Raw genomic sequence first — 23,038 nt, 5'->3', positions numbered from 1 at the left:
TTCAGACTCTCAAGAGCAATTAAAAAGTAGCATGTTTGAGAAAAAGAGAACGTTAGTCAATAACGTCCTCTTCTTTTAAGAATGATACAATTTTAGTAACAGGTAAACCGATGACAGAATCGATATCACCTTCAACCTTTTCCACAAACATATCCGCTTTACCCTGGATGCCATAAGCACCAGCTTTACCTTGCCATTCACCGCTTTCTAGATATTCAGGAATCATCTTTGTGATATCCTTAAATGTCACGAAAGTTTCTTCAACCCAGGAAAAGTGTTTTTGATTCGCTATCCAAATAGAAACAGCAGTATAAACAATATGCGTATCATTTGAAAGCGACAGAAGTATATTCTTAGCATCTTCCTCATCTTTTGGCTTGCCAATAATTTCTCCATTATGATAGACAGTTGTATCAGCAGAGATAACAACATCATCAGGATGTCGATCATGAATGGGTGCACCTTTTTCTATTGCTAAGGCTTCAAGTCTTGCCTTGATTGGTAAATGAGGATTAAGCACTTCATCAATAGAAGAAGCATCAATGGTAAAATTGATGCTTTCTCTTTCCAATAATTCTTTACGTCTTGGTGAAGCACTCGCAAGAATGATCTTAAGCTTCTTTGTTTTCATCTTTCTTATCTTCCTTCTTTGCGACTGGACGAGGAAGAAGCACTTTACGTGATACATTTACACCTTTGTCAGTAATCTGAGTTACTTTAACCTTGACAATATCTCCAAGCTTAATAACATCAGAAACCTTATCCGTACGATCCCAGGCTACATCCTTGACATGAAGGAAGCCATTTGTACCTTCAAAGAGTTCGATAAAGGCATATTTGTCTTCAACACGCACAGCCTTACCATCATAGATTTCACCAACTTTAGCTTTCTTGGTAATCTTTTCGATATATTGAATAGCTTTATCGATAGCTTCCTGGTTATGATGATAGATTGCGACATTACCTTCTTCATCAATATCAATCTTGACATTATCGCATTCTTCAATGATCTTATTGATCATTTCGCCACCCTTACCAATGACATCCTTAATCTGTTCAACATCGATATGCATAGTTGCATATTTAGGAGCATATTCAGATAAGTGATCTCTTGGAGTAGGAATAGCTGCTAACATAACATCCATGATTTGTTTTCTTGCGCCTTTTGCCTGAGCTAAAGCTTCTCTTAAGATATCTTCAGTAATACCATCAATCTTAATATCCATCTGCAAAGCACAGATACCCTTCTCTGTACCTGCAACCTTGAAGTCCATATCACCTAAATGGTCTTCCATGCCTTGAATATCAGTTAAGATTGTATAGTTATCACCTTTCTTAACTAAGCCCATGGCAACCCCAGCAACGGGTGCTTTAATAGGAACACCAGCTGCCATCAATGCCATTGTTGAAGCACAGATAGAAGCCTGTGATGAAGAACCATTTGATTCTAATACTTCAGCAACTGCTCTGACTGTATATGGGAAGTCTGCAGTTGAAGGCATAACCTGTCTGATTGCACGTTCACCTAATGCACCATGGCCAATTTCTCTACGACCAGGAGCACCCATACGGCCTACTTCTCCAACACAATATGGTGGGAAGTTATAATGATGCATCCAAGTTACATCAGCATCATCCCCTAAGCCATCGATCTTCTGGGCATCACCTAGCGCGCCTAAAGTAACAATGGACATAACCTGTGTTTCACCACGTGTAAACAGCGCTGAGCCATGCACTCTTGGAAGTAAGTCAACCTGGGCATTCAATGGTCTGATTTCATCAACCTGACGTCCATCAGGTCTGATCTTTTCATCAGTAATAAGACGACGTACTTCATTTCTTTCTAAGTCGTCAAGAACCATCTTGACCTGGTTGATATAATCATCTTTGTCAACATCTTCGCCAAAATCTTTTTCTTCATAAGAAGCAACAACTTCAGCCTTTAAAGCATCAATGGCATCATAACGTTCAAGCTTACCTGGAATGGAAATAGCCGCCTTCATTCTTTCATCGGCGATTGCTGTTACTTCATCAACAATATTCTGGTCTAATTCAAAGAGTGGGATTTCCATCTTTTCCTTACCAACAGCTTCAACAATCTTTTCTTCAAAAGCAATTAATTCCTTGATTCTTTCATGACCAAACATCAATGCCTTTAACATTGTTTCTTCATCAACTTCTTTGGCATCCGCTTCAACCATGTTGATGGCATACTTTGTACCCGCAACTTCAAGGTTGATTTCACTTCTTTTCATGTCCTCAGGTGAAGCATTGACAGTAAATTCACCATCAATCAAACCAACGTTAACACCAGCAATAGGACCATTGAAAGGAATATCAGAAATACTTAATGCAAGTGATGCACCAAGCATAGCTGTCATTTCAGGTGTTGCTTCAGGGTCAACAGACATAACGGTATTAACAACCTGTACTTCGTTTCTAAAGCCATCCGCAAATAAAGGTCTAATTGGGCGGTCAATCATACGTGCTGTTAATGTACCATGTGTTGAAGGTCGACCTTCTCTTTTCAAGAATGAACCAGGGATCTTACCAACTGCATACATCTTTTCTTCATATGTGACAGTTAATGGAAAGAAATCCACATCCTTAGGTTCCTTGCCTGCACAAGCTGTTGATAATACTGTTGTATCATTATAACGCACTAATACAGATCCATTTGCTTGTTTTGCGAGCTCGCCAGTTTCGACCGTAATATGTCGGCCATAAAAATCCATTTCAAATACTTGTTTTGCCATTTTTCTCTCCTCTATCATTACCCCATGGTAATGATTTCCACATAATATATATTTATCAAATACAAACAAAGGAACAATGGTTTCATTGTTCCTCCTTGATAAATTATCTTCTTAATCCTAATGAAGCAACTAATGCTGAATATCTTTCAAGATCTTCTCTCTTTAAGTATTTCATTAAGTCTCTTCTCTTACCGATCTTCTTTAAAAGACCACGGTTAGAATGATGATCCTTTGGATGAGCCTTAAAGTGATCATTTAATTTGTTGATGTCGGCAGTTAATAATGCAATCTGAACTTCTGGAGAACCAGTGTCATTAGCACCACGTGCATACTTTTCAACAATTGCAGCTTTTTCTTCTTTAGTTAACATTTATCATTTCCTCCTATAATATAAACATAGCAAGAACCAAGTAGGTCGTAAGAGGTACGCGCCTCTGAGTACTTGCCGCAATGACTATTATATAGATTTACTTGATAAAGTCAAAGGTTTTCGCATTGAACATCCTTAAATAGTGAAAATTCATAGATAAGTATAATGTATTGTCTCCTGTTTCTAATTATCCAATTATTCATTAATTAAATTCATAAATAAATACTTTAAGCAATCTTTTTACGTTTAAATAATGTTTCCTTTGTAGAAACAATCTTATCTGCCAGACAAACAATCACTGCTTCTCGTGATTGTGGATAATGCCAGAATGTCAATGGCCACATATGACTTCTTATGATATTTTCTTCTTTTCTTGTCAGCATGAAATCCTCTCTTGCATTAATGAGTGCAGTATGTGGATGACTGAAGCCATGAAGATTGCCTTCATAATGATGCCAGTCATAAAGGAAATAATCATGTAGAAATGCTCCACGAATAAGCTGTTTTTCATCACTATGCAGATGAAATTTGCGATTTAGCCAGTAGCTCATAGAGGCTACTGATAAGCAATGATCATAGGTCGTAATTGATCCATGCTGGATATAATTATGCATAAGATAGACACGTGAATTTGTTTCTATTTCTTTGATTGTTTGATGAAAAGTGTTATTTTCTGTCATTCTTTCTTCCTTTTACAAGTCCTTCTAGTTTTTTCGCAATGAAGCCTTTATTAGGTGCAGTGAATTTTACTTTATGCATCAATCTCGCTTCTCTAAACGACATGTGACTGGCTGCTTCATTAACACGCATTTTAATATATTCTGAATAGCTCTCAACCTGATCCTGTAATTCCATCTTGCTTTCACCAATACGATCATATGCCCACTGGACACGATCGCCAAATTCATTTTCAACTTCATTAAGTCGATTTGTGATTTCTGAAAGAGATGCAAGCGTAATGCCAAAATCAGTACTCATGATAAAAACGAAAAACAGTGATAAGCCTTCAATGACTAGTGACGGTCCATGCGGCTTGTAGGATTGCAATAGAGGCAAAAGATATCTGACAACAACAATGCCTGCTAAACCAAAGGCAATCGATATTGGCAAAGCAATACGTCCTTTAATATTAAAAGGCAACTTGGAATAATCCCACCATCTGGCATGATATTTTTTCTCAAGGATATAGCTAGTAATATATTCAATAATGGCTGAACCAAACATACAAATCAGGAAGACTGTTAAGGGACTACTGCTTGTTGTTACAGGAAATAAACCAGCAGTGAAAATAAAATAAGCAATCATGACGGCAAGACCATAGATTGGACAATAGGGCCCAAAAAGAAACCCGCGATTCTCCCACTTTCCGGTATTCATCATGCAATAGAATGATTCCCATACCCAGCCAAAAAAGCTAAATATGACAAAACCTACGATATACTGACTAATAATCATATTATCCTCTCCAATTCACTAGTTTATCCTCTTTTAAGAAAAAAGCAATAGACTAAATGTCTAAAGCTTTACGAATATAGGCTTCATCATGCTGCATTTCTTTGATTAAATCATCAACATCATTAAAGCGCTCTTCTGGTCGTTCAAAAAATTTGAAAAAGACACGCATTATTTCTCCATAAATATCTTCATGGAAATCAAATATATAGATCTCTAATGACATTTCAAAGATATCATTGAAAGTTGGATTCATACCGATATTGGCCATGCCCTTATAACGTTTGCCTTTTACTTCTACTTCAACGCCATAAACACCTTTGGCAAGATAGCAATATTTGCCAATTGCAACATTAGCTGTCGGAAAACCAATAAGTCTTCCTCTTGCCTTGCCGTGAATAACTTCGCCAGTAATCGTATAATCTCTTGTCAGCAATTTGTTGGCATCGCGAATATGACCGGAATGTAATAAGCTTTTGATAAGTGTTGATGAAACTTTAACTTTTTCATCATACATAACCGGTGGAACTACAGAGAGTTCAAAGCCATGACCTTCTAAACTATGTACATCACCACTATTCTTATTGCCAAAATGGAAATCAAAGCCCACAACAACATGTTTAATATGCAAGCCAATAATATATTGAGCAATAAAATCTTCTGGGGACAATGAGGCAACTTCACTTGAAAAGTGAATGACAAATAATGTTTCTATCCCGAGTTTTTCAAGAATTCTATCACGATCCAAGCTACTTGTCAGATAACGTCTTTCTTCCCCTTTTAAAACAACAAGCGGATGCTGATCAAAAGTCATGACAGCTGACTTATAGTTCTTTTTGACGCTTACACGCTTGACTTCTTCAATAAGCTTCTGATGACCAAGATGCAGTCCATCAAAAAAACCTATCGCAACGACATAATTGTCAGTGAGATGAGGAAGATCGTGGAGTTTTAAATCAATGACTTCCATTAAAACAACCCCCTCAGGCTTTTCATCCTGCCTGCACCATCCGGTCCGTATATAGCAAGAATATCACCCTTTTTATTGAAAACGGCAATATTATGATCATAGCTTTCGTTAATCCGTTTGCCATTTAAGGCAATACTTTCATCTTCTAGGATATAGTGGTCCATTGATGCAAAAGCATCTTTTAAAGCTATCATTTTATAATGACCTTCTTTAAGTTCATCAAGCGTACAGCCCTGACTTAAATCAAAATCCCCGCTACGACTTCTAATCAGTGTTTTCATATATCCTGGATAACCTAGCTTTTTAGCAATATCAAAACATAAACTTCTGATATATGTCCCCTTTGAACAGTTTACGCGAAAAGTGATTTCATCATCTTCTTCCTTAAGAAGCTTGATCTCATCAATATGAATAGGTCGAGGGTCAACCTTGACTTCTTTGCCTTCTCTGGCATATTCATAAAGCTTCTTGCCATTGATCTTGATTGCGGAATACATTGGTGGGACTTGCATGCTGTCACCAAGAAAACTATCGAGTACCTCTATGAGATTATCATAGCCATGAAATATCTTTTCATCTAGCACAGTGCCTGATGCATCCATTGTGTCAGTTGATGCTCCTAGTTTCAATGTTGCGATATATTCTTTATTTTCAGCTGTTAGAAACTGCAGGGCTTTTGTGGCCTTATTGACTGCAACAACTAAGACACCCATGGCATCAGGATCCAGTGTCCCAGCATGTCCGACTTTCTTTGTATGCAATGTCTTTCTGACGATATTAACAATATCGTGGCTTGTATAACCAGCTGGTTTATTAATAATTATTAATCCATCATTCATTTTCTTCACCGTTTCTCATCATACCAAAATTCCAAACAAAATGAAACAATGGAGAAAACAAAAAGGCACATTGTGCCTTTATAATGTCCATTGCTTGAATGATTCTTGAAGATAATCTTCCAAGGCTTGCATGCCTTGACCAGTTTTTGCGGAGATGGGGAAAATCTTTATTGATGGGTTAAGTTTCTTAACTCGGGCAATGACCTTTTCAAGATCAAAGTCAAAATAGTCCAATGTATCCATCTTCGTAACGACAAGAACATCGCTCTTTTCAAACATCAATGGATACTTAAGCGGCTTATCATCCCCTTCAGGTACACTTAAAATCATCATATTAAGAGAAGCACCCGTATCAAATTCTGCTGGACATATTAAATTACCAACATTTTCTAAAAAGATGATATCAAGATCTTTTCCTTCAAGGGCTTCATAAGCCCTTCTTGTCATCCCCGCATCCATATGACACATACCATCGGTGTGTGCCTGCAATGCCTTTGCCCCCAATGCCTCAATTTTTAAGGCATCGACATCACTTGCGATATCAGCCTCCATGACACCAATACGTAAATCATTCTTCATATCCGTAATGATACGTGAAAGCAACGTTGTCTTGCCTGAACCGGGTGATGACATAAGGTTTAAAAGTAAAATATGTGCTTCATGCATTTCTTTTCTCAAGTTGTCAGCATCTTTGTCATTTGATGCTGTAACGGATTGATTTAATTCAATAACTCTCATTCTACTCACCTTTTACCATTTCTATCTGTTCTTTTAGCCATTCGATCCATGCTTCAAAGCCTTCTCCTGTCTTTTGTGAAAGCGGAATAACATCAATATGATCATTGAGCTTGGCAACATAGCTCTTGCATCTTTCAATATCGAAATCAAAGACAGGCAATACATCCATTTTTCCTACCAGAAGTAAATCTGTCACTTCAAACATCAACGGATACTTTAAAGGCTTATCATCTCCCTCAGGCACGGAAAGGATTGTAACTTTCTTTGTTGCACCGACATCAAATTCAGCCGGACAGACTAAATTACCAACATTTTCCAAGAAAAGCACATCAAGATCATCAAGTCCTAATGCAGTTATGCCACGCATGGTCATGTCTGCATCCATATGGCAGCTACCGCCTGTATGAAGCTGTAATGCCTTTGCTCCCGCTTTGACAACGGCAGCTGTATCGACATCGCTATCGACATCCGCTTCCATGACACCAATGCGATATTGATCTTTTAGTTCGTTAATTGTCCGTACAAGAAGTGTTGTTTTTCCAGCACCTGGGGAAGCCATCAGATTCACCATAAAGACTTTATGCTTCTTCAGTTCTTCACGTACACAATTAGCACTTAAATTATTATCCGCTAGTATATTCTCTTTTGTCTCGAGGATTTCATATTCTCTTTTATTCATCTCTTATCCCTGCTTTCTCATATCTTTTTCATAGAGCGTATATTTACCATCAATAGCCTCTTTTGTGAAGGTTTCAATCCATTCCAGAGCTCCGTTATAATCACGCTTTTTTAAAAGCTCCCACGATGTTCTTGTGTGCATATAGAGTTTCTCAATGCCATAGATCTTGCAAAATCGCATCCACATGGCAATACATGGATTACGGAATGTAGTAATAATCAAGCCGAGCATATCATTTTCTCCCATATCTGCCATCGTGATCTGGAAATCAAGAGCATGGCATGAAGCCTCATAGTAGGATGTAGAAGTCTTGATATTTTCGACAATGACTCTAAGCTTCTCAAGATCATTTTCGCTTAGCTCTAGAGCATTACGCATGGTCAGCTTTTCTAATGCCCATCTAATTTCTAAAATGGAACGTATATCATGATCAGTTAGGACATCTCCCTTAAGACGCATAATAGCATTAAGTGTCTCGATACTTGCCGTCTTCTTATAGTCCGCAACAAAAGTACCTTGACGATTGATCACTTGTAAAAATCCCTGATATTCAAGTATAGCAATCCCTGTATTGACAACGCTGCGGCTAATGCCCATTTGCTTGGCAAGATCGCGTTCTGGAGGAATCCGGCTATGCGCTGGTAATTCGCCAGAAAGAATCATTTCCTGCATTTTCTTAATAAAGAGTTCGCGCTGTGTTGGGACTGTAAGCTTTTCAAATTTCATGATATCCTCCTTATAGAAAACACCTGTCAGAACTACTGGCAGGTGTTGATTGTGTTCAGTATTTTAGGCTTTTCTAGCGATAGCTTCTTCAAAATCACGTGTACCAGTAAAGATTTCATGTGTGTATGGATTCTTATGCTGTTGTTTCGCTCTTTTGAAAATAACAGCTAAAGTAATCACGTTCATCGCAAGTGCAAGCAAGGCAACAACACCCTGTGCTGTTGGATTAGCTGTAATGCCAGCTTCGGTTAAAGCTTTGATGGAATTGATTTTTGTCATATCAAAAGCTGTTACACCGTGAGCTACTGCTCCTTTGTAAAGAGAAGGTAACACTGAGAAAGGCTTTGTAATCTGGAAGAGTGGGAAAACCTGAGCAAACATGCACCAGACAGCTAAGGTATTAGCTCTATTTTGAATCCATCCACCTTTATTCCAGAAGGCATTCGCAAATGTTGGGGCCAATAAGAGAGCAACCCCGCAATACCATGTGTGAGTTGGTAAATTACAATAAGTATAAGTGAAATTCCAGATATCATAGGCTAAAATAAACCAGATTGTCATATCAGGCCAAAGCATATCATCCTTCTTCTTCGAAGTATAGATACCCCACCAGCCTGTCATGCAGAGAATATTCAAGAGACCGGCAATGCCGTTGACAACATTCCACCAGCCGCCATAAAGCCAGACATCCTCAGTGGACTTCCACCATCCACCAGCCATGCCACCTGCTACAAATCCATTATAAGCTGATTCGAAGTCAGATGCGACAGCAATCAAGATATTAATTGCAACAATAATAAATGGCCATGGCTTAAACCATTCCTTTTTACCAAGTCCCCATTGGTATTTGAGCATCAAGAAACCAACGCATCCAATATCAGCAGCATAAAGCTTAGCATAATGGAACCAGCCATTCATATAAACATGTGTTGGATTATTTAGCGCCCAGCTTGCATGGGCCATTGCCCCAATCTTGATGGCAATAAAATAAGCTGTTAAAGCAAGTGGAAGAACAACAAATACAGCAATACCACCTTTGACTGTACGTCTTCCGATTTCATTCATGACAATCAAGCCCACAAATACAAGAATCCAGCCAAGAATCTGCCAGAGGGCTGTGTCACCATATAATTGAAATAACATAAATAACCTCCCAAGTCTTATTTCAATCTACTCATCAGGTACTTCAATTTCTTTGATCAGAAATTCATTTCCCTGTATAAGCCAAGTCTGATCACTGCCGCAATGTGGGCATATTTTGGCATATTTTACTGTCTCATATGTCTGCTTGCAATTGCTGCAGTAAGTGATGGCTGGAATGGTCTCAATTTTCAGTTCCGCATCTTTTAAAAGATCCGTTCTTTGTCTTGCCCATTTCCAGCAATCTTCTAAGTATTCCGGTATGACCGTTGATACTTCCCCAAGTGAGAGGGTTACAGTGCTGATCTTTTTCAGATCGTTCTCTTGTGCAACCTCTTCTAAATCATCAATAATCTTAAATACAACACCTAATTCATGCATTTAGATCACTTCTTCTTCCCAAATTTAATATGAATGGCTTGCTTAGCTGCATAAGGGAGAATATAACGCATCTTATCTTCACTCTTACGCATTGTTGAACATTCAGGATGATCTCTTTCTAAATGAATGGCATCAAATTCACATTTTGTCGTACAGATACCACATCCAACGCAGTGATTTTCATCCACAACAGTCTTGCCACAACTTAAGCAGCGCGCAGCTTCTTTCTTCACCTGCTCTTCAGTAAAGACTTCTTGATAGTCTCTAAAGCTTAATGGCTTAGTATTGGCTTTCTTAGCAGGAACCTGACGTTTCCCATTATCATATGATTCAACTAGAATATTCTCTTTATCCAGTTCAACATAATCATTCTTGTTACGTCCAATTGTAAGTGATGTATGTGGCTGAACAAAGCGGTGAATAGAAATGGCTCCTTCCTTACCAGCTGCAATAGCATCAATCGCAAACTTAGGTCCTGTATAAACATCCCCACCAGCAAAGATATCAGGCTGGCTTGTCTGATATGTTTCCTTGTTCGCAACGACACATCCACGACGATCAAGTTCAACATTTTCACCTTTCAGCAAGTCACCCCAGACAATGCTCTGACCAACTGCTAAAACAACATGTCCGCATGAAATTGTCATCGTATCATCTTCATCATATTGTGGATTGAAGCGGCCGCTCTCATCCTTTACCGACAGACATTTCTTAAAGACGATACCTGTTACTTCGTTGTTCTCGTTTTTGAGAATCTCCTTTGGACCCCAGCCAAAGCACATCTTGACACCATCTTCCAAGGCTTCTTCAACTTCTTCTTCGCTTGCTGGCATGATGTCTCTTGTTTCTAGGGAAACCTGCGTGACATGGGCACCAACACGACGTCCATCGCGTGAACAGTCAATGGCAACATTGCCACCACCAACAACGACAACATCACCCTTCAAGACATAGCTTTCAGTAGCATTGATTTCTTTAAGGAAATCAACTGCACTGACAACGCCCTGACCGTCTTCACCAGACACCTGGATGCTTCTGCCTCCCTGAGCTCCAATCGCAAGATAGAATGCCTTATAGCCTTGCTTTCGTAAAGCATCAATAGTAATATCTTTACCCACTTCAATACCTGTCTTGATTTCAACACCCATTTCTTTGATAATATCAATTTCCGCCTGAATAATATCTTTTTCAAGCTTATAGGATGGAATACCATAGACAAGCATACCACCAGGTTTTTCATTCTTTTCAAAGATTGTAGGCTGATAGCCTTTCTCAGCTAGATAATAAGCGCATGAAAGACCGGCAGGCCCTGCCCCGATAATAGCAACCTTATCTTGAGAGAAATCGCCATCAACACGAGGAATGACTTTCTTAGGGATATATCTTGTTTCACTATTGAGGTCATGCATGGCAATGAATTTCTTGACTTCATCAATTGCCACTGCCTCATCAATAGTGCCTCTTGTACATGCATCTTCACAGCGTCGATTACAGATATGACCACAGATAGCAGGAAGTGGATTGTTTTTCTTAATAAGCGCTAGGGCATCAGTATATCTGCCTTCAGCAGCCATTTTAAGATATCCCTGAACGGCAATATGAGCAGGACAGGCTGTCTTACATGGTGCTGTACCACTGCGGTGAGCTTCGATACGGTTATGATCACGATAATCCCAATCCCAATCATTTTCGCTCCACTTTCTATCCCAAGGCAGGTCATGTTTTGGATAGTTTACAGCGCTGCCATCTTTCTTACAAAGTTTCTGACCAAGCTTCAAGGCACCGGCTGGACAGAACTCTACGCAACGTCCGCAAGCGACACACTTTGCACTATCAACATGAGCGACATAAGCCGAACGTGATAAGTTTGGTGTATTAAACAATAATGAAGTTCTTAAGGCATAACATACATTGACGTTGCAGTTACAAATCGCAAAGATCTTGTTTTCACCATCAATGTTTGTAATCTGATGGACAAAGCCATTATCTTCAGCACGTTTGAAAATATCCATGGCTTCCTCACGGGTAATATAGACACCGCCTTTATTTGTTTCAACAACATAATCAGCCATATCCCCAACAGCAATACACCAACCTTCTTCATCATCACCGCATCCTTCATCATAGGTTTTTCTACTACGACGACAGGAACATGGTGATTTAGCGTACTTGCCTTCATATTTATCAAGCCAGTGAGAAATCTTTTCGACACCAATGGCTTCATTATTCATAGCAATGGCCTTCTCAACAGGAATAACATGCATGCCAATGCCCGCTCCTCCTGGAGGAACAATCTTCGTCACCTTTTCAAGTGGTAAACGTGTCATATGTTCAAAGAACATACCAAGTTCTGGATGTTCCTCAATCAAGTCCTTATTCATGTTTGAGAATTCCCCTGAACCAGGTACAAACATTGGTAAGACATATTGTTTTTCATGTTGTGGATTCTCATAATTCCATTCAATTAGACCAGTATAAGACATATGATCCAGCATTTCCTGCAGCTTTGTGTCCTCAATACCGGATATCTTTTTTAGCTGAGCAAATGTCTTTGGTTTACGAATACCGCCAAATTTTAAAGCGAGTTCAGCTTCTTCATCAGTACATAAGCGTGCTACTGCCCAATATTCTGGATCATCCTTTGTGATTTTTTGTAAACCAAGCTTGATAGGTATTCTATCCGTGACGAGCTTTCCCAATTTCGCAACAGGTTCACGCATTGGACCATCCACATTCGCAATTTCCGGACGAAGTGGATAATTTGGATCTCCTTTAGCCCCCATTTTACAATTCTCCTTTAAAATATTTCTCATTCTTTATCGTGGTATGTCCACGTTGTTAATATTTTAACATTCTATCCTATATTTGTCCATAGCCGAATTGTAAGCCTTTTAGTTTTCGCCCTTTCTATAGCTCAACTACCTTTTAAAGCGAATTGTAAGCCCTTAGATTTCTCTTTTCTCTAATATTTAATTATTAATGCAAAAATAATTTATTGACTAATGGATAAGAAAATTGTATGATGAGAAAAATTTAAAAGTGGAGGACATAGATATGTGTGTTTTTTTAACGATGGATTCAAGAGAATACCCTCTTGAACAATTCAAGCAAGCATTACACATGGTTGATGATCGCGGTCCTGATATGAGTCGTGTTGAACTCTTTGACGAGTCTACATTCGGCTTTGCGCGTTTATCCATCATGGATTTATCAGAAAAAGGAATGCAGCCCTTCAATTATAATGACTGCGAACTTGTGTGTAATGGTGAAATCTATAATTACCCTGCTTTAAAGAAAAATTTAGAAGAAAGTTACACTTGCAAGAGTGATAGTGATTGCGAAGTACTCTTGCCTTTATATAGAAAATATGGATTAGATATTCTTTGCCGTATGCTTGATGGAGAGTTTGCCTTTGTCATCAAGGATGCACAAAGTGGAAAAATGATGGCAGCAAGAGATCCGATGGGCATTCGTCCAATGTTTTATGGCTATACAAAAGAAGGTAAAATTGCCTTTGCCTCAACAGCAAAAGCGCTCTTCCCTCTTTGTCATGATATTATGCCTTTTGAACCTGGTTCTTATTATGATGGTGAAAAGTTTGTAAAATATAACGATCTTGGTGATGTCAAGATGTATGTTGAAGATGACATTGAACAGATTGCAACAAAGCTTAATAGTCTGCTGACAGCTTCAGTTATCAAGCGTCTGCAATCCGATGCACCAATTGGCTACCTGCTTTCAGGCGGACTTGATTCATCATTAGTTTGTGCGATTGCTGCAGAAAACAACGATAAGCCCATCAAGACTTTTGCAATCGGAATGGACCGTAATCCAATTGACTTAAAATATGCGAAAGAAGTTGCTGAATATATTGGCTCAGATCATACTGAAGTCATCATGACGAGAGAAGATGTTCTTGGCCACCTGAAAGAAGTCATTCGTCAGTTAGAGACTTTTGACATTACGACTATCAGGGCATCACTTGGTATGTTTATTTTATGTGAGTATATTCATAAGAATACTGACATCAAAGTTATCCTGACTGGTGAAGTCAGCGATGAAATCTTTGGCTACAAGTATACAGACTTTGCCCCATCTCCTGAGGAATTCCAAGAAGAATCTGCAAAGCGTATTCGTGAACTTTATATGTATGATGTCTTAAGAGCTGATCGTTGCATTTCTGCTAACTCGCTTGAAGGACGTGTACCTTTTGCCGATACAGCCTTTGTCGAATATGCGATGAGCATTGATCCAGCGAAAAAGATGAATACCTACAACAAAGGAAAATATCTTTTGCGTCATGCCTTTGAAGGAACAGGATTATTACCAGATGATATCCTAATGCGTGAAAAAGCAGCCTTCTCCGATGCTGTTGGTCATAGCATGGTTGATGACCTCAAGGAATATGCCAATAGCCTCTATAGCGATGAAGATCTCGTGAAAGCTAAAGAGAAATATCCATACTGTACACCATTTACCAAAGAATCCCTTCTTTACCGTGATATCTTTGAAGAATTCTATCCCGGTCAGGCAAAATGGGTCAAAGACTTCTGGATGCCTAACAAGACTTGGGAAAACTGCAATGTCGATGATCCAAGTGCAAGAGTTCTTGCCAACTATGGTGATTCTGGAAAATAACTTTTAAAAGAAGCCTTTGTGCTTCTTTTCTTTATCATAAAAGCTCCCAAGATTTAACTTGAGAGCTTTTTGATTATTTATGATTAATAACGAAATATTTCTTCTTGCCACGACGAATGACTGTCGCTTTATTGCCATAGGCATTGGCCTTGCTGACAACAAACTTTTCGTCAGTCACTTTCTGTCCATTGACAAGAACAGATCCGCCCTTGACAAACTGACGCGCTTCACGATTTGAAGAAGCTGCACCACATTTGACTAAAGCATTAAGAATCTGCATGTCTTCATCTACTTCAACAGATGGCACAGAGGCAAAGCATGACTTAACCTGTTCATAAGTCAAATTGGCAATCTCACCAGAGAATAGCATTTTAGAAATATTTACTGCTTCATCATAGGCATCAGCTCCATGAAGGAAGGTAATGACTTCTCTTGCCAAAGCCTTATGTGCTTCTCTTTTATGTGGTTCTTCTTTATTTGACTGCTCTAAGCGCATGATTTCATCCTTATCCAAGAATGTTAAGAACTTCAGGTAATCAATAACCTTTTCATCTTCCGAATTCAAGAAGAACTGATACATTTCATATGGTGAAGTCTTTTCACGATCAAGCCAGATAGCCTTGCCTTCAGACTTACCAAACTTTGTACCATCGCTCTTTGTCAATAATGGCATTGTCATACCATAGAGCTCTTCTCCTGTCTTCTTACGTGTTAGTTCAATACCGGCTGTAATATTGCCCCACTGGTCCTGACCAGCAACCTGCATATCAACGCCTCTTGTTTGATGTAGGACAAAGAAATCCATTGCCTGCATAATCATATAAGAGAATTCAGCAAATGTGATACCTTCATCAAGTCTGCTCTTGATGATTTCTTTGTTGAGCATGTAATTGACATTGAAATACTTGCCATAATCACGTAAGAAGTCAATGAAGTTCATGTCTTTATACCAGTCGTAGTTATTGACAACTTCAAAACCAAAGATATCACTGGCCTGCTTCTTTAAGCATTCAAAGTTATGCTGGACCTGTTCATATGTAATCATTGGTCTTTCTGCTGTTGGCTTCGGATCACCAATTAGGCCAGTACCTCCACCAACTAAAAGAATAGGATTATGTCCAGCCTCTTTTAATCTTTTAGAAATAAGAAAGCTTGAAAAGTGTCCAATATGCAATGAATCACCAGTAGGATCTGTACCGATATAGAAAGTCATACCACCCTTATTAAGCTTTTCTCTTAACTCTGGCGAAGAGACATCCTTGATCAGCCCACGCCATTCTAATTCTTCATAAATACCCATCTTATCCTCCTTAAATAAAAAAGAGAATTCCTCCTTACAAAGGACGAATTCTCGCGTTACCACCTTTATTCCTGCTAAGCAGGCACTTATCTTTGTTAACGATGCACACACCGTCTAAGCTTTGCACTTAGAAGCTCCAAAGTGTATTCATTATAGTATTTGTACTTATTTACACCACCCATAAGTTCTCTACAACAAACTCTATAACTACTTGTCTTCTTCATAGCGATAACAATAGTTTAGTAAAGTTAAAGCCTCTTGTCAACAACCAACATAGAATTAACCTACTACAAATGATACAATCCGATGATTGCAAGGACACCTGCCATTAAAAGCAGAAGAAGCGAATATGTTTGCGGATAGGTTATTGAAGCAATCATAACCTGATCAGGATTTCTTCGATAAAAATAAGCCTCAACATATTCATTACGATGGCCAAAGGGATAGTGGCCATGAGGCAGTGTAAATGTTTCAAGACTATTAGCCTTATAAATCATACCTTGATGACGATAAAGCACTTTGAAACAATAGACATCCCCATGCTTATTTTCCTCTAAAAGCTGATATCCAACGATACTTGCTGGTACACGTATTCCCCAAATTCTTAAAAAAAGCCGGCGATAACTCAAGATAAATACAATGATAATAATGATCCATGCAATACCAAGATAGATCATTTCTTGTCCCCAGTATGATAGAGGTTAGGATTGGCATCAACACGCATTGTTCCAACCTTTGAGAAGATAATACGCTGGGATGTATAGAGACCTGAATAGCCTGAGAAGATGAAACAAATAATCGCTGCCAAGGCAAAATAAAGCAAACCGACACCTTGGAAGACTTCCATCGCTAAGAAAAGTGGCGATAGGAAGCTATTTGTCGCTGCCCCAAAAATGCCAATCATGCCAATTGCTGCCCCAAAGCCAGCTGGGATGCCAAGAAGCTTAGCTGCAAAACAGCCAAAGGTCGCACCAATGAAGAATGATGGCACAACCTCCCCACCCTTATAGCCAGATTCCAGTGTAATAGCTGTAAAGATGATTTTCATTAAGAAGGCCGTTGGCTTCACTTCACCATGGACAATCGCCTTTTCAATAATATCCATGCCTGCTCCATTATAATCCGTATTGCCAATAAGTAATGTCAATACAACAACCAAGCATCCACCAACAAGAATTCTTATATAACTATTTTTAATATATGTTGTCATAAACTTGTGGACATAAATCAATGTCTTAACAAAGATTATAGAAACAATCGCACATAGAATAGCGAGAATAATAATCTTGATATACATGAAAGGATGATATGCAGGTGCCATAACTTTAAACTGCACAACTTCCCCACCAAGAATCCGCGCAATATAGGCTGATGTAATAGAAGAAATCAGTCCTGGTAATATAGCTGAGTAAGGAACGTCACCGACATTGACGACCATTGTCCCAAATGCTGCGGCTGCAAGCGGTGTTCCAAAAAGAGCGGAGAAGAAGCTTGCCATGCCAACACGGGTCATAATTTTAAAATCTTCTTTTTTCATATGCAGGATTCGTCCGATATAATTGGCAATGCCCCCGCCAATCTGTAAGGCAGCACCTTCCCTGCCTGCTGAACCACCAAATAAATGCGTGATCACAGTACTAACAAAGATAGCTGGTATAAGCAAAGCATTCAGCACTGTCCCATGTCTAGCCGCCTTAATAATATTATTCGTCCCCATTCCTGCAACATGAAAACGTTCATACATAAAGACAATCACAAGACCAGCTAGCGGCAGAAAATAGAGCAGCCAGGGATGGATATGTCTCAGTTTTGTAACATAGACAATGCTTTCAGAAAAAAGTGCACCGATTGGTCCACATACGGCTGCCACCAGCAAGGCCATAACCAGCCACTTCACGCCAACCTTTATATAAAGCCATGTTGCTTTTATATCATGGTCAAAAAGCTTTTTATAATCATTCATAAAATTCCCCCTCGTATGCATCATTGTATCACATGTTGCAACAAACAAAAAGACGAGAGGTCATCTCGTCTTGACGCTTATAATAATTTTGTTGAATCACGCTTAACAACCGTATGTTTCATGCAAACAGCACGCTCATCAATTTCTTCCTCGTTGAGCATCTTTGTAATCATTCTAACAGCAACTGCCCCCATATCATAGATTGGCAAATGAACAGATGTCAATTTAGGTCTTGAAATAATCGCATAAGTCGAATCAACCATACCAATGATTTCTAAATCATCAGGAATATGAACGCCTTTGTCATCACAAGCCTGTACAAAAGCAACTGCTTCCTTGTCATATCCAGCAATCACAACGCGTCGTGTCTGATGGCTATCAAGGTAGTTTGCGAAATCATTATGAGCCTGTTCAAATTCATTGGATGTCGTAATGACACGGTCATCTTCAAATGTCTTACCAGCTTCTACAAAAGCTTCTTTAATGCCTTCATGAAGACTATTTAAATCAATAAGGTTCTGACGTGCCTTAACAAAGAGAATATCATCAATGCCCTGGTCAAGATAATTCTTTGCAAGATCATAACCAATTGCTTTGGCATCAACATAGACAGAACATACATTATCATCACTAGTTTTTTGGCCAATGACTGCTGTTGGTAAATTATATTGCTTTGTAAGCTCCAAACCTTTTTCGATATCCTGACTGTTGAAAAGAATAACACCATCAGCTCTTGACTTGACAACTCTTTCGATGACATCTTCTAGAGGATTGCTGTCACCAAGTTCATCGGTTGTATACATCGTCAATGAATAATCCAGGGTTCTGCCTGTATCGCCAATGCCACCGATCATATCTTTAACTCGCGCAAAGATGGATTGTGGAAAGACAACAGCAATGGTTGTCGATTTACTTGTAGCTAGCCCACGGGCAACCTGGTTGGGTTTAAAATCTAGACGCTTGATGGCTTCTAGAACACGGTCCCTTGTAGCCTTTTTGACAACATTCGAACCATTAATAACTCTTGATACTGTTGCAAGGGAAACATCCGCTTCCTCAGCAACATCATAAATTGTCGTTTTCTTCTTCATAGTTAATCTTTAATTTCATCAATCATTTCATCAAGTTCATTTTCAACATTATCAATCTCATTTTCAATAGCGTCGCTATCTGGTAAAATACCAGTTTCATTTAATTGATTCTTTGCTTCTTCAATTTTCGCATTCAAGCGTTCAGCAACCTGGGATACACCTTCTGCTACCTTGGCATACTGTTCGCTTTCTTTAACCTGGGAAGCAAGTGTTTCAAGTTTTGCCTGAAGATCATTAAGCTTTACTTTTGTCGAATCTTTAAAAGCATCTGAATCAAATTCATCAACTGTCTTTTTTACATTCTCAATAGTTTCGCCTAAGATTGCTTCAACATCTTCACGTGTCAGATTCTTCACTTTCACATAAGTCTCTTTAGATTTTTCTACGAGATCTTCACGTAATTCACTGCCTTTTTTTGGTGCTAAAAGTAGCCCTGCAATTGCACCCACAGCAGCTCCGAATAAGAATTTTCCTAATTTCATCGCATTTCCTCCTATTTCTTTTTAAATAAATTCATCACAAATCCTAACAGACCACTTCCCAAGTTTCTTCTCTTAGTAAATGTTCTGTTGACAAGCTCAACCGGGGCGTTCAGCAAGTCCAATTTGTAATTGATATCATCAACAGTCTTGTTCACTTTTGTGACTGTGATATCTAAGTTATGGGCAATGATAGAAACATCCTGTAATGTCTTAGCAGCCTTTAGCAGAAGGATGCCAAGTGAGACAAGGGCAAAGGCACCAGCAACAACAAGAATGGCAACACAAACGTCCAATGTACTCATCTATTCTCCTCCTATTTACTTTCCTTTTCAGCCTTAACTTCAATAACCAAGTCCTTAAGCTTATAAATGTCTTTTGGTGACATAAAGATATAAACAACATTATCATATTCAGCAAGCAGCTCTGCTCCTTCACGATCTTCCTTCACGACATTGGCACGAGGAATATATTGAGTAATATATGTGACATCGATATCAATGCCAGCTTCCTTATGCGCATTGGCAGGGAAATCAACAAAGTAAGGATAGTCTGCTAAATCCATGCTTTGGGCAAATCCCTTTGCGAAATACTTACCACGTGAGAAACGGTCAGGCTGATAGACAGCAACAATCTTCTTTCCTGGATAACGTGTTCTTGTTTCTTCAATGACATACTTGATAGCTGTTGGATGATGAGCATAGTCATCAACATAGACATTATTGCCAATTTCCTGAACAGTATATCTACGCTTAACGCCTTTGAATGTTGACATTCTTTCTTCGATATAAGAAGCATCCATGCCTTCAAGATAGCCAAGTGTAATAACACCTAATAAGTTATAAAGTGTATGCATGCCATATAAAGGTAAGGCAAAATGACCAAAGAGTTCACCATGAATATAGACATCAAATGATAAGCCCTTTTCGTTATTGATGACATTCTTTGCCTGAACGTCATTACCATCCTTTAAGCCAAACTTATAGACTGGCTTTGTGTAATGTAAGCTAGGTAAATGTGGGTCATCACCCCATACAACACATGCTTTCTTCGCATGATTTGCATATTCTTCAAATGATTCATCATAGTCATCCTGATCCTTAAAATAATCAACATGATCCAATTCAATATTGTTGATATAGGAATAATCTGGATAGTAGCTTAAGAAATGATCCATATATTCATCAGATTCAAAAATAAAATATTTTGCATCCTTCTCAGCATATCCCGTACCATCACCAATTAATACAGATGTAGGAGCATAATCCTTAAAAAGATGATAAGCCATGCCTGTTGTTGTTGTCTTACCATGTGTACCTGCAATACCGATAGAAATAAACTGGTTCATGAACTTGCCTAAGAATCCAAAGTATGTATGTGTTTTTACATTTGGATTATCTAAAGCAGCAGCCACTTCTTCATTCGTTTCACGATGGAAATCATTACCAATAATAACATCCATCCCATCCTTAATATTATTCTTATCAAATGTATAAATAGGAATACCACGTTCTCTTAATCCATCTTCAACAAAGATATACTTGCTGATATCACTACCGGCAACTTCATAGCCTAAGTCGTAAAGAATACGTGCTAATGAGGACATTCCTGAGCCCTTAATTCCAATAAAATAATACATAATGTTCTATTCACCTCTTATCAAATTTTATCATAAATGTAACCGCATTGAAATTCTTTTATGAAAGTTTCTTTCATTTTCTTACATTATCATGAATGACCTATTTTTATTGATTTAAACTGTGTTTTAAATCAAACAAAAAGAAAAAAGAATGACATGTTTGACATATCATTCTTGCGTTATCAGCGAATGCCTCCGCCTCCGCCACCTGACGAAAAGCCGCCACCACCAGACATCGATGACCAGCCGCCACCGCCACTGCTGCGTACCTGCTGTTCAGATAGAGAGTAGCCGGTATTAGAAGCGCGCATGATACTATTCGCCCAAAGCATTGACCAGTAGATTGTATCATAGTCAGGTCGATAATCACTCTGTTCATAATAATCAGGATGAACTTCCCCAAGCTGCTTCTTGACTTCATCAGCAATATCAAAGAGCGTTGCATAAACAAGATAATCATCCCAAAGCATAACATCAAGGACTTTCTTCTCATCCATATTATCCGCATCTTTTAAGAATTTATAAAGGCCATAGGTATGATGAATGTCTTCAACAGTCTGATCATCAATCTTGTTTTTATGAAGATGACCTTGATCATGAAGATATTTCTTCTGGCTCATATAAAGATCATCAAACCAGTTATAGAGTTTCTTATAGTGTTTCTTCATTTGACTTTCTAGAGCTTTTCTAGTTGCTTTATTCTCTTTATTTGCAGCTTTCTGCATGATTTCATAAAGTTCTTTCGCATTCTCATCTTGTGGCATCTCAAGAAATTCAACAACATAATCTTTCTTCTCCCCCACAAAATGTACATTACGATCCCTAATCATTTTCAGCATATAGGCAGCGATGAGTTTAGGATTATGATATTTCTTATTTAATCCTGTCTGATCGACTAAAAATGAGGCATAAAGTAAATGATGGGTTGGAATATCATGAAAGTTAGGAATATTCTCTTTGTCTTTCTTTGAAAGCTTAATATATCTTTTGATTCTTGAATCACCTTGATCAGCCAAGGCAAAGAGCAGCACCCCAGCAACCACTAAGAAGCCTACAAATAGCGCCATAAAGACACCAAGAGCACCTACGCCATCATCATCATAATCACTGCCTTTTTTGGCATCCTTTAAAAGTGATTTATAAGTCTTATTCTCATAAGTTGTATCATAATGTGCAAAAGGAATGCTTGTCTTAGAGAATAGCTGCATACGTTTAATCTTACCAGTTGATATCATCTTAATTCTGCCTGCTTCAAAATTTACTTTTCCTTCGTAGCCAAAGGCATAGATTTCTGTATTGTCCTTTTGAAAGCTCTGTGGTGCACTGATTTGTATGCTTGCCTTCTTGAGCGGAATATTGAGTTCAAAGAAATTATAGTTAATGCCTGTTGCATCTTGATATTTATTGACGAAGTTTGTGACATGATAAACCATCGTATAAGTATGTTCTTGATGCTCTATGCCAAAGCATAACTCATAATTGGAATCACCTTTATCATTGATGCCAAAATGGTTATATTTCTGTTCACGGGACAGTGCATCAGGATCCCAGTTATCTAACTTTGCATATTGGACTGTTTGATCACGGGTAACTGAAACCATTGTCAGTTCCTTCTGGTTCATGCGATTCATCACTTGATAGAACTCTGAACCTTGCGTTGCCATGAGTTCGATTGTTTCTGTAACCGTCGCATTACCACTTTGATCAATGATAACATCAATATTCAGGTTATTGACTGCCCCTTCACTTGCATAAGCAGGCTGTAATTGGAAGATGAGTATAAGTATAAAGATAAAGAGTCTGAAGATTCTTTTCATAGGTTTTCCTCCTGTTATCATTCTATCATATGCTTATAGTCCAGCAAAAGAAAAAGGATT

General features: G+C 38.5%; 22 protein-coding genes and 1 other annotated feature. Of the genes, 1 reads left to right on the top strand and 21 read right to left on the bottom strand.

What is annotated here, in order from left to right; genetic code table 11:
• Positions 1-52 precede the first annotated feature (52 nt).
• From T529_RS0100925 to T529_RS0100865, 13 genes are all read right to left on the bottom strand, one after another.
• Positions 53-631, bottom strand: coding sequence for a Maf family protein (locus T529_RS0100925; protein ID WP_033161728.1), 579 nt, complete (start codon positions 629-631; stop codon positions 53-55).
• The gene (gene pnp / locus T529_RS0100920; RefSeq protein ID WP_033161727.1) at positions 612-2,756 is read right to left on the bottom strand and encodes a polyribonucleotide nucleotidyltransferase; all 2,145 of its coding nucleotides are present in this window, start codon (positions 2,754-2,756) and stop codon (positions 612-614) included. The genes T529_RS0100925 and pnp overlap by 20 nt, the downstream gene beginning before the upstream one ends.
• A gap of 103 nt (positions 2,757-2,859) precedes the next feature.
• Positions 2,860-3,126: a 30S ribosomal protein S15 gene (gene rpsO, locus T529_RS0100915; protein ID WP_033161726.1), complete on the bottom strand. Its 267-nt coding sequence runs from the start codon at positions 3,124-3,126 to the stop codon at positions 2,860-2,862.
• Between the two features lie 227 nt (positions 3,127-3,353).
• Entirely contained in the window at positions 3,354-3,806 is a 453-nt protein-coding gene (locus tag T529_RS0100910; protein WP_033161725.1) for an HD domain-containing protein, read from the bottom strand.
• The gene (locus T529_RS0100905) at positions 3,793-4,581 is read right to left on the bottom strand and encodes a putative ABC transporter permease (RefSeq protein ID WP_051646786.1); all 789 of its coding nucleotides are present in this window, start codon (positions 4,579-4,581) and stop codon (positions 3,793-3,795) included. Before T529_RS0100905 ends, T529_RS0100910 begins: the two co-directional genes overlap by 14 nt.
• 52 nt (positions 4,582-4,633) lie before the next feature.
• Positions 4,634-5,548 (bottom strand): riboflavin biosynthesis protein RibF, encoded by a 915-nt coding sequence (gene ribF, locus T529_RS0100900; RefSeq protein WP_033161724.1) that lies wholly within the window; start codon positions 5,546-5,548, stop codon positions 4,634-4,636.
• The gene (gene truB, locus T529_RS0100895) at positions 5,548-6,387 is read right to left on the bottom strand and encodes a tRNA pseudouridine(55) synthase TruB (protein WP_033161723.1); all 840 of its coding nucleotides are present in this window, start codon (positions 6,385-6,387) and stop codon (positions 5,548-5,550) included. The genes ribF and truB overlap by 1 nt, the downstream gene beginning before the upstream one ends.
• A gap of 78 nt (positions 6,388-6,465) precedes the next feature.
• Positions 6,466-7,125 carry a hydrogenase nickel incorporation protein HypB gene (hypB, locus tag T529_RS0100890; protein ID WP_033161722.1) on the bottom strand — a complete coding sequence of 220 codons (660 nt, stop codon included), beginning with the start codon at positions 7,123-7,125 and terminating at the stop codon, positions 6,466-6,468.
• Position 7,126: 1 nt separating this feature from the next.
• The gene (gene hypB / locus T529_RS0100885; protein ID WP_033161721.1) at positions 7,127-7,804 is read right to left on the bottom strand and encodes a hydrogenase nickel incorporation protein HypB; all 678 of its coding nucleotides are present in this window, start codon (positions 7,802-7,804) and stop codon (positions 7,127-7,129) included.
• Between the two features lie 3 nt (positions 7,805-7,807).
• The gene (locus tag T529_RS0100880) at positions 7,808-8,530 is read right to left on the bottom strand and encodes a FadR/GntR family transcriptional regulator (protein WP_033161720.1); all 723 of its coding nucleotides are present in this window, start codon (positions 8,528-8,530) and stop codon (positions 7,808-7,810) included.
• A gap of 63 nt (positions 8,531-8,593) precedes the next feature.
• Complete coding sequence (locus T529_RS0100875) at positions 8,594-9,673, bottom strand: DUF5692 family protein (protein WP_033161719.1); 1,080 nt, start codon at positions 9,671-9,673, stop codon at positions 8,594-8,596.
• 27 nt (positions 9,674-9,700) lie between these two features.
• Positions 9,701-10,051 carry a hydrogenase maturation nickel metallochaperone HypA gene (locus tag T529_RS0100870; RefSeq protein ID WP_033161718.1) on the bottom strand — a complete coding sequence of 117 codons (351 nt, stop codon included), beginning with the start codon at positions 10,049-10,051 and terminating at the stop codon, positions 9,701-9,703.
• Positions 10,052-10,056: 5 nt separating this feature from the next.
• The gene (locus T529_RS0100865) at positions 10,057-12,834 is read right to left on the bottom strand and encodes an FAD-dependent oxidoreductase (protein ID WP_081823026.1); all 2,778 of its coding nucleotides are present in this window, start codon (positions 12,832-12,834) and stop codon (positions 10,057-10,059) included.
• Positions 12,835-13,105: 271 nt separating this feature from the next.
• On the opposite strand from T529_RS0100865, the gene asnB reads away from it, so the two are divergent.
• A complete protein-coding gene (gene asnB, locus T529_RS0100860; RefSeq protein WP_033161717.1) occupies positions 13,106-14,689 on the top strand; it encodes an asparagine synthase B in 1,584 nt (527 codons plus the stop codon).
• A 73-nt stretch (positions 14,690-14,762) separates the two neighbouring features.
• On the opposite strand, the gene tyrS is transcribed toward asnB, so the two are convergent.
• From tyrS to T529_RS0100820, 8 genes are all read right to left on the bottom strand, one after another.
• The gene (gene tyrS / locus T529_RS0100855; protein ID WP_033161716.1) at positions 14,763-15,989 is read right to left on the bottom strand and encodes a tyrosine--tRNA ligase; all 1,227 of its coding nucleotides are present in this window, start codon (positions 15,987-15,989) and stop codon (positions 14,763-14,765) included.
• A 36-nt stretch (positions 15,990-16,025) separates the two neighbouring features.
• Positions 16,026-16,222, bottom strand: a binding site (T-box leader).
• Between the two features lie 54 nt (positions 16,223-16,276).
• Positions 16,277-16,666, bottom strand: coding sequence for a hypothetical protein (locus T529_RS0100850; RefSeq protein WP_033161715.1), 390 nt, complete (start codon positions 16,664-16,666; stop codon positions 16,277-16,279).
• Positions 16,663-17,952: a chloride channel protein gene (locus T529_RS0100845; protein WP_033161714.1), complete on the bottom strand. Its 1,290-nt coding sequence runs from the start codon at positions 17,950-17,952 to the stop codon at positions 16,663-16,665. The genes T529_RS0100850 and T529_RS0100845 overlap by 4 nt, the downstream gene beginning before the upstream one ends.
• 77 nt (positions 17,953-18,029) lie before the next feature.
• The gene (locus T529_RS0100840) at positions 18,030-19,043 is read right to left on the bottom strand and encodes a LacI family DNA-binding transcriptional regulator (protein WP_033161713.1); all 1,014 of its coding nucleotides are present in this window, start codon (positions 19,041-19,043) and stop codon (positions 18,030-18,032) included.
• 2 nt (positions 19,044-19,045) lie between these two features.
• The gene (locus tag T529_RS0100835; RefSeq protein ID WP_033161712.1) at positions 19,046-19,525 is read right to left on the bottom strand and encodes a YtxH domain-containing protein; all 480 of its coding nucleotides are present in this window, start codon (positions 19,523-19,525) and stop codon (positions 19,046-19,048) included.
• A gap of 11 nt (positions 19,526-19,536) precedes the next feature.
• Positions 19,537-19,827: a DUF948 domain-containing protein gene (locus tag T529_RS0100830; protein ID WP_033161711.1), complete on the bottom strand. Its 291-nt coding sequence runs from the start codon at positions 19,825-19,827 to the stop codon at positions 19,537-19,539.
• A gap of 11 nt (positions 19,828-19,838) precedes the next feature.
• Complete coding sequence (locus tag T529_RS0100825; RefSeq protein WP_033161710.1) at positions 19,839-21,161, bottom strand: UDP-N-acetylmuramate--L-alanine ligase; 1,323 nt, start codon at positions 21,159-21,161, stop codon at positions 19,839-19,841.
• 182 nt (positions 21,162-21,343) lie between these two features.
• On the bottom strand, positions 21,344-22,978 hold the full coding sequence (locus T529_RS0100820; RefSeq protein WP_033161709.1) for a DUF2207 family protein: 1,635 nt from the start codon (positions 22,976-22,978) through the stop codon (positions 21,344-21,346).
• Positions 22,979-23,038 lie beyond the last annotated feature (60 nt).

Origin of the sequence: Sharpea azabuensis DSM 18934 (assembly GCF_000702165.1) — a bacterium.
GTDB lineage: Bacteria > Bacillota_I > Bacilli_A > Erysipelotrichales > Coprobacillaceae > Sharpea > Sharpea azabuensis.
This window is presented reverse-complemented; position numbering and strand designations above follow the sequence as displayed.

Excerpts from the sequence above, each read along its gene's own strand:
- T529_RS0100875 (WP_033161719.1), bottom strand. The coding sequence starts at position 9,673 with ATGTTATTTCAATTATATGGTGACACAGCCCTCTGGCAGATTCTTGGC.
- T529_RS0100830 (WP_033161711.1), bottom strand. The coding sequence starts at position 19,827 with ATGAGTACATTGGACGTTTGTGTTGCCATTCTTGTTGTTGCTGGTGCC.
- hypB (WP_033161721.1), bottom strand. The coding sequence starts at position 7,804 with ATGAATAAAAGAGAATATGAAATCCTCGAGACAAAAGAGAATATACTA.
- T529_RS0100865 (WP_081823026.1), bottom strand. The coding sequence starts at position 12,834 with ATGGGGGCTAAAGGAGATCCAAATTATCCACTTCGTCCGGAAATTGCG.
- hypB (WP_033161722.1), bottom strand. The coding sequence starts at position 7,125 with ATGAGAGTTATTGAATTAAATCAATCCGTTACAGCATCAAATGACAAA.
- T529_RS0100880 (WP_033161720.1), bottom strand. The coding sequence starts at position 8,530 with ATGAAATTTGAAAAGCTTACAGTCCCAACACAGCGCGAACTCTTTATT.
- T529_RS0100825 (WP_033161710.1), bottom strand. The coding sequence starts at position 21,161 with ATGTATTATTTTATTGGAATTAAGGGCTCAGGAATGTCCTCATTAGCA.
- ribF (WP_033161724.1), bottom strand. The coding sequence starts at position 5,548 with ATGGAAGTCATTGATTTAAAACTCCACGATCTTCCTCATCTCACTGAC.
- tyrS (WP_033161716.1), bottom strand. The coding sequence starts at position 15,989 with ATGGGTATTTATGAAGAATTAGAATGGCGTGGGCTGATCAAGGATGTC.
- T529_RS0100835 (WP_033161712.1), bottom strand. The coding sequence starts at position 19,525 with ATGAAATTAGGAAAATTCTTATTCGGAGCTGCTGTGGGTGCAATTGCA.
- T529_RS0100840 (WP_033161713.1), bottom strand. The coding sequence starts at position 19,043 with ATGAAGAAGAAAACGACAATTTATGATGTTGCTGAGGAAGCGGATGTT.
- pnp (WP_033161727.1), bottom strand. The coding sequence starts at position 2,756 with ATGGCAAAACAAGTATTTGAAATGGATTTTTATGGCCGACATATTACG.
- T529_RS0100870 (WP_033161718.1), bottom strand. The coding sequence starts at position 10,051 with ATGCATGAATTAGGTGTTGTATTTAAGATTATTGATGATTTAGAAGAG.
- T529_RS0100910 (WP_033161725.1), bottom strand. The coding sequence starts at position 3,806 with ATGACAGAAAATAACACTTTTCATCAAACAATCAAAGAAATAGAAACA.
- T529_RS0100850 (WP_033161715.1), bottom strand. The coding sequence starts at position 16,666 with ATGATCTATCTTGGTATTGCATGGATCATTATTATCATTGTATTTATC.
- truB (WP_033161723.1), bottom strand. The coding sequence starts at position 6,387 with ATGAATGATGGATTAATAATTATTAATAAACCAGCTGGTTATACAAGC.
- T529_RS0100820 (WP_033161709.1), bottom strand. The coding sequence starts at position 22,978 with ATGAAAAGAATCTTCAGACTCTTTATCTTTATACTTATACTCATCTTC.
- T529_RS0100845 (WP_033161714.1), bottom strand. The coding sequence starts at position 17,952 with ATGAATGATTATAAAAAGCTTTTTGACCATGATATAAAAGCAACATGG.
- asnB (WP_033161717.1), top strand. The coding sequence starts at position 13,106 with ATGTGTGTTTTTTTAACGATGGATTCAAGAGAATACCCTCTTGAACAA.
- rpsO (WP_033161726.1), bottom strand. The coding sequence starts at position 3,126 with ATGTTAACTAAAGAAGAAAAAGCTGCAATTGTTGAAAAGTATGCACGT.
- T529_RS0100925 (WP_033161728.1), bottom strand. The coding sequence starts at position 631 with ATGAAAACAAAGAAGCTTAAGATCATTCTTGCGAGTGCTTCACCAAGA.
- T529_RS0100905 (WP_051646786.1), bottom strand. The coding sequence starts at position 4,581 with ATGATTATTAGTCAGTATATCGTAGGTTTTGTCATATTTAGCTTTTTT.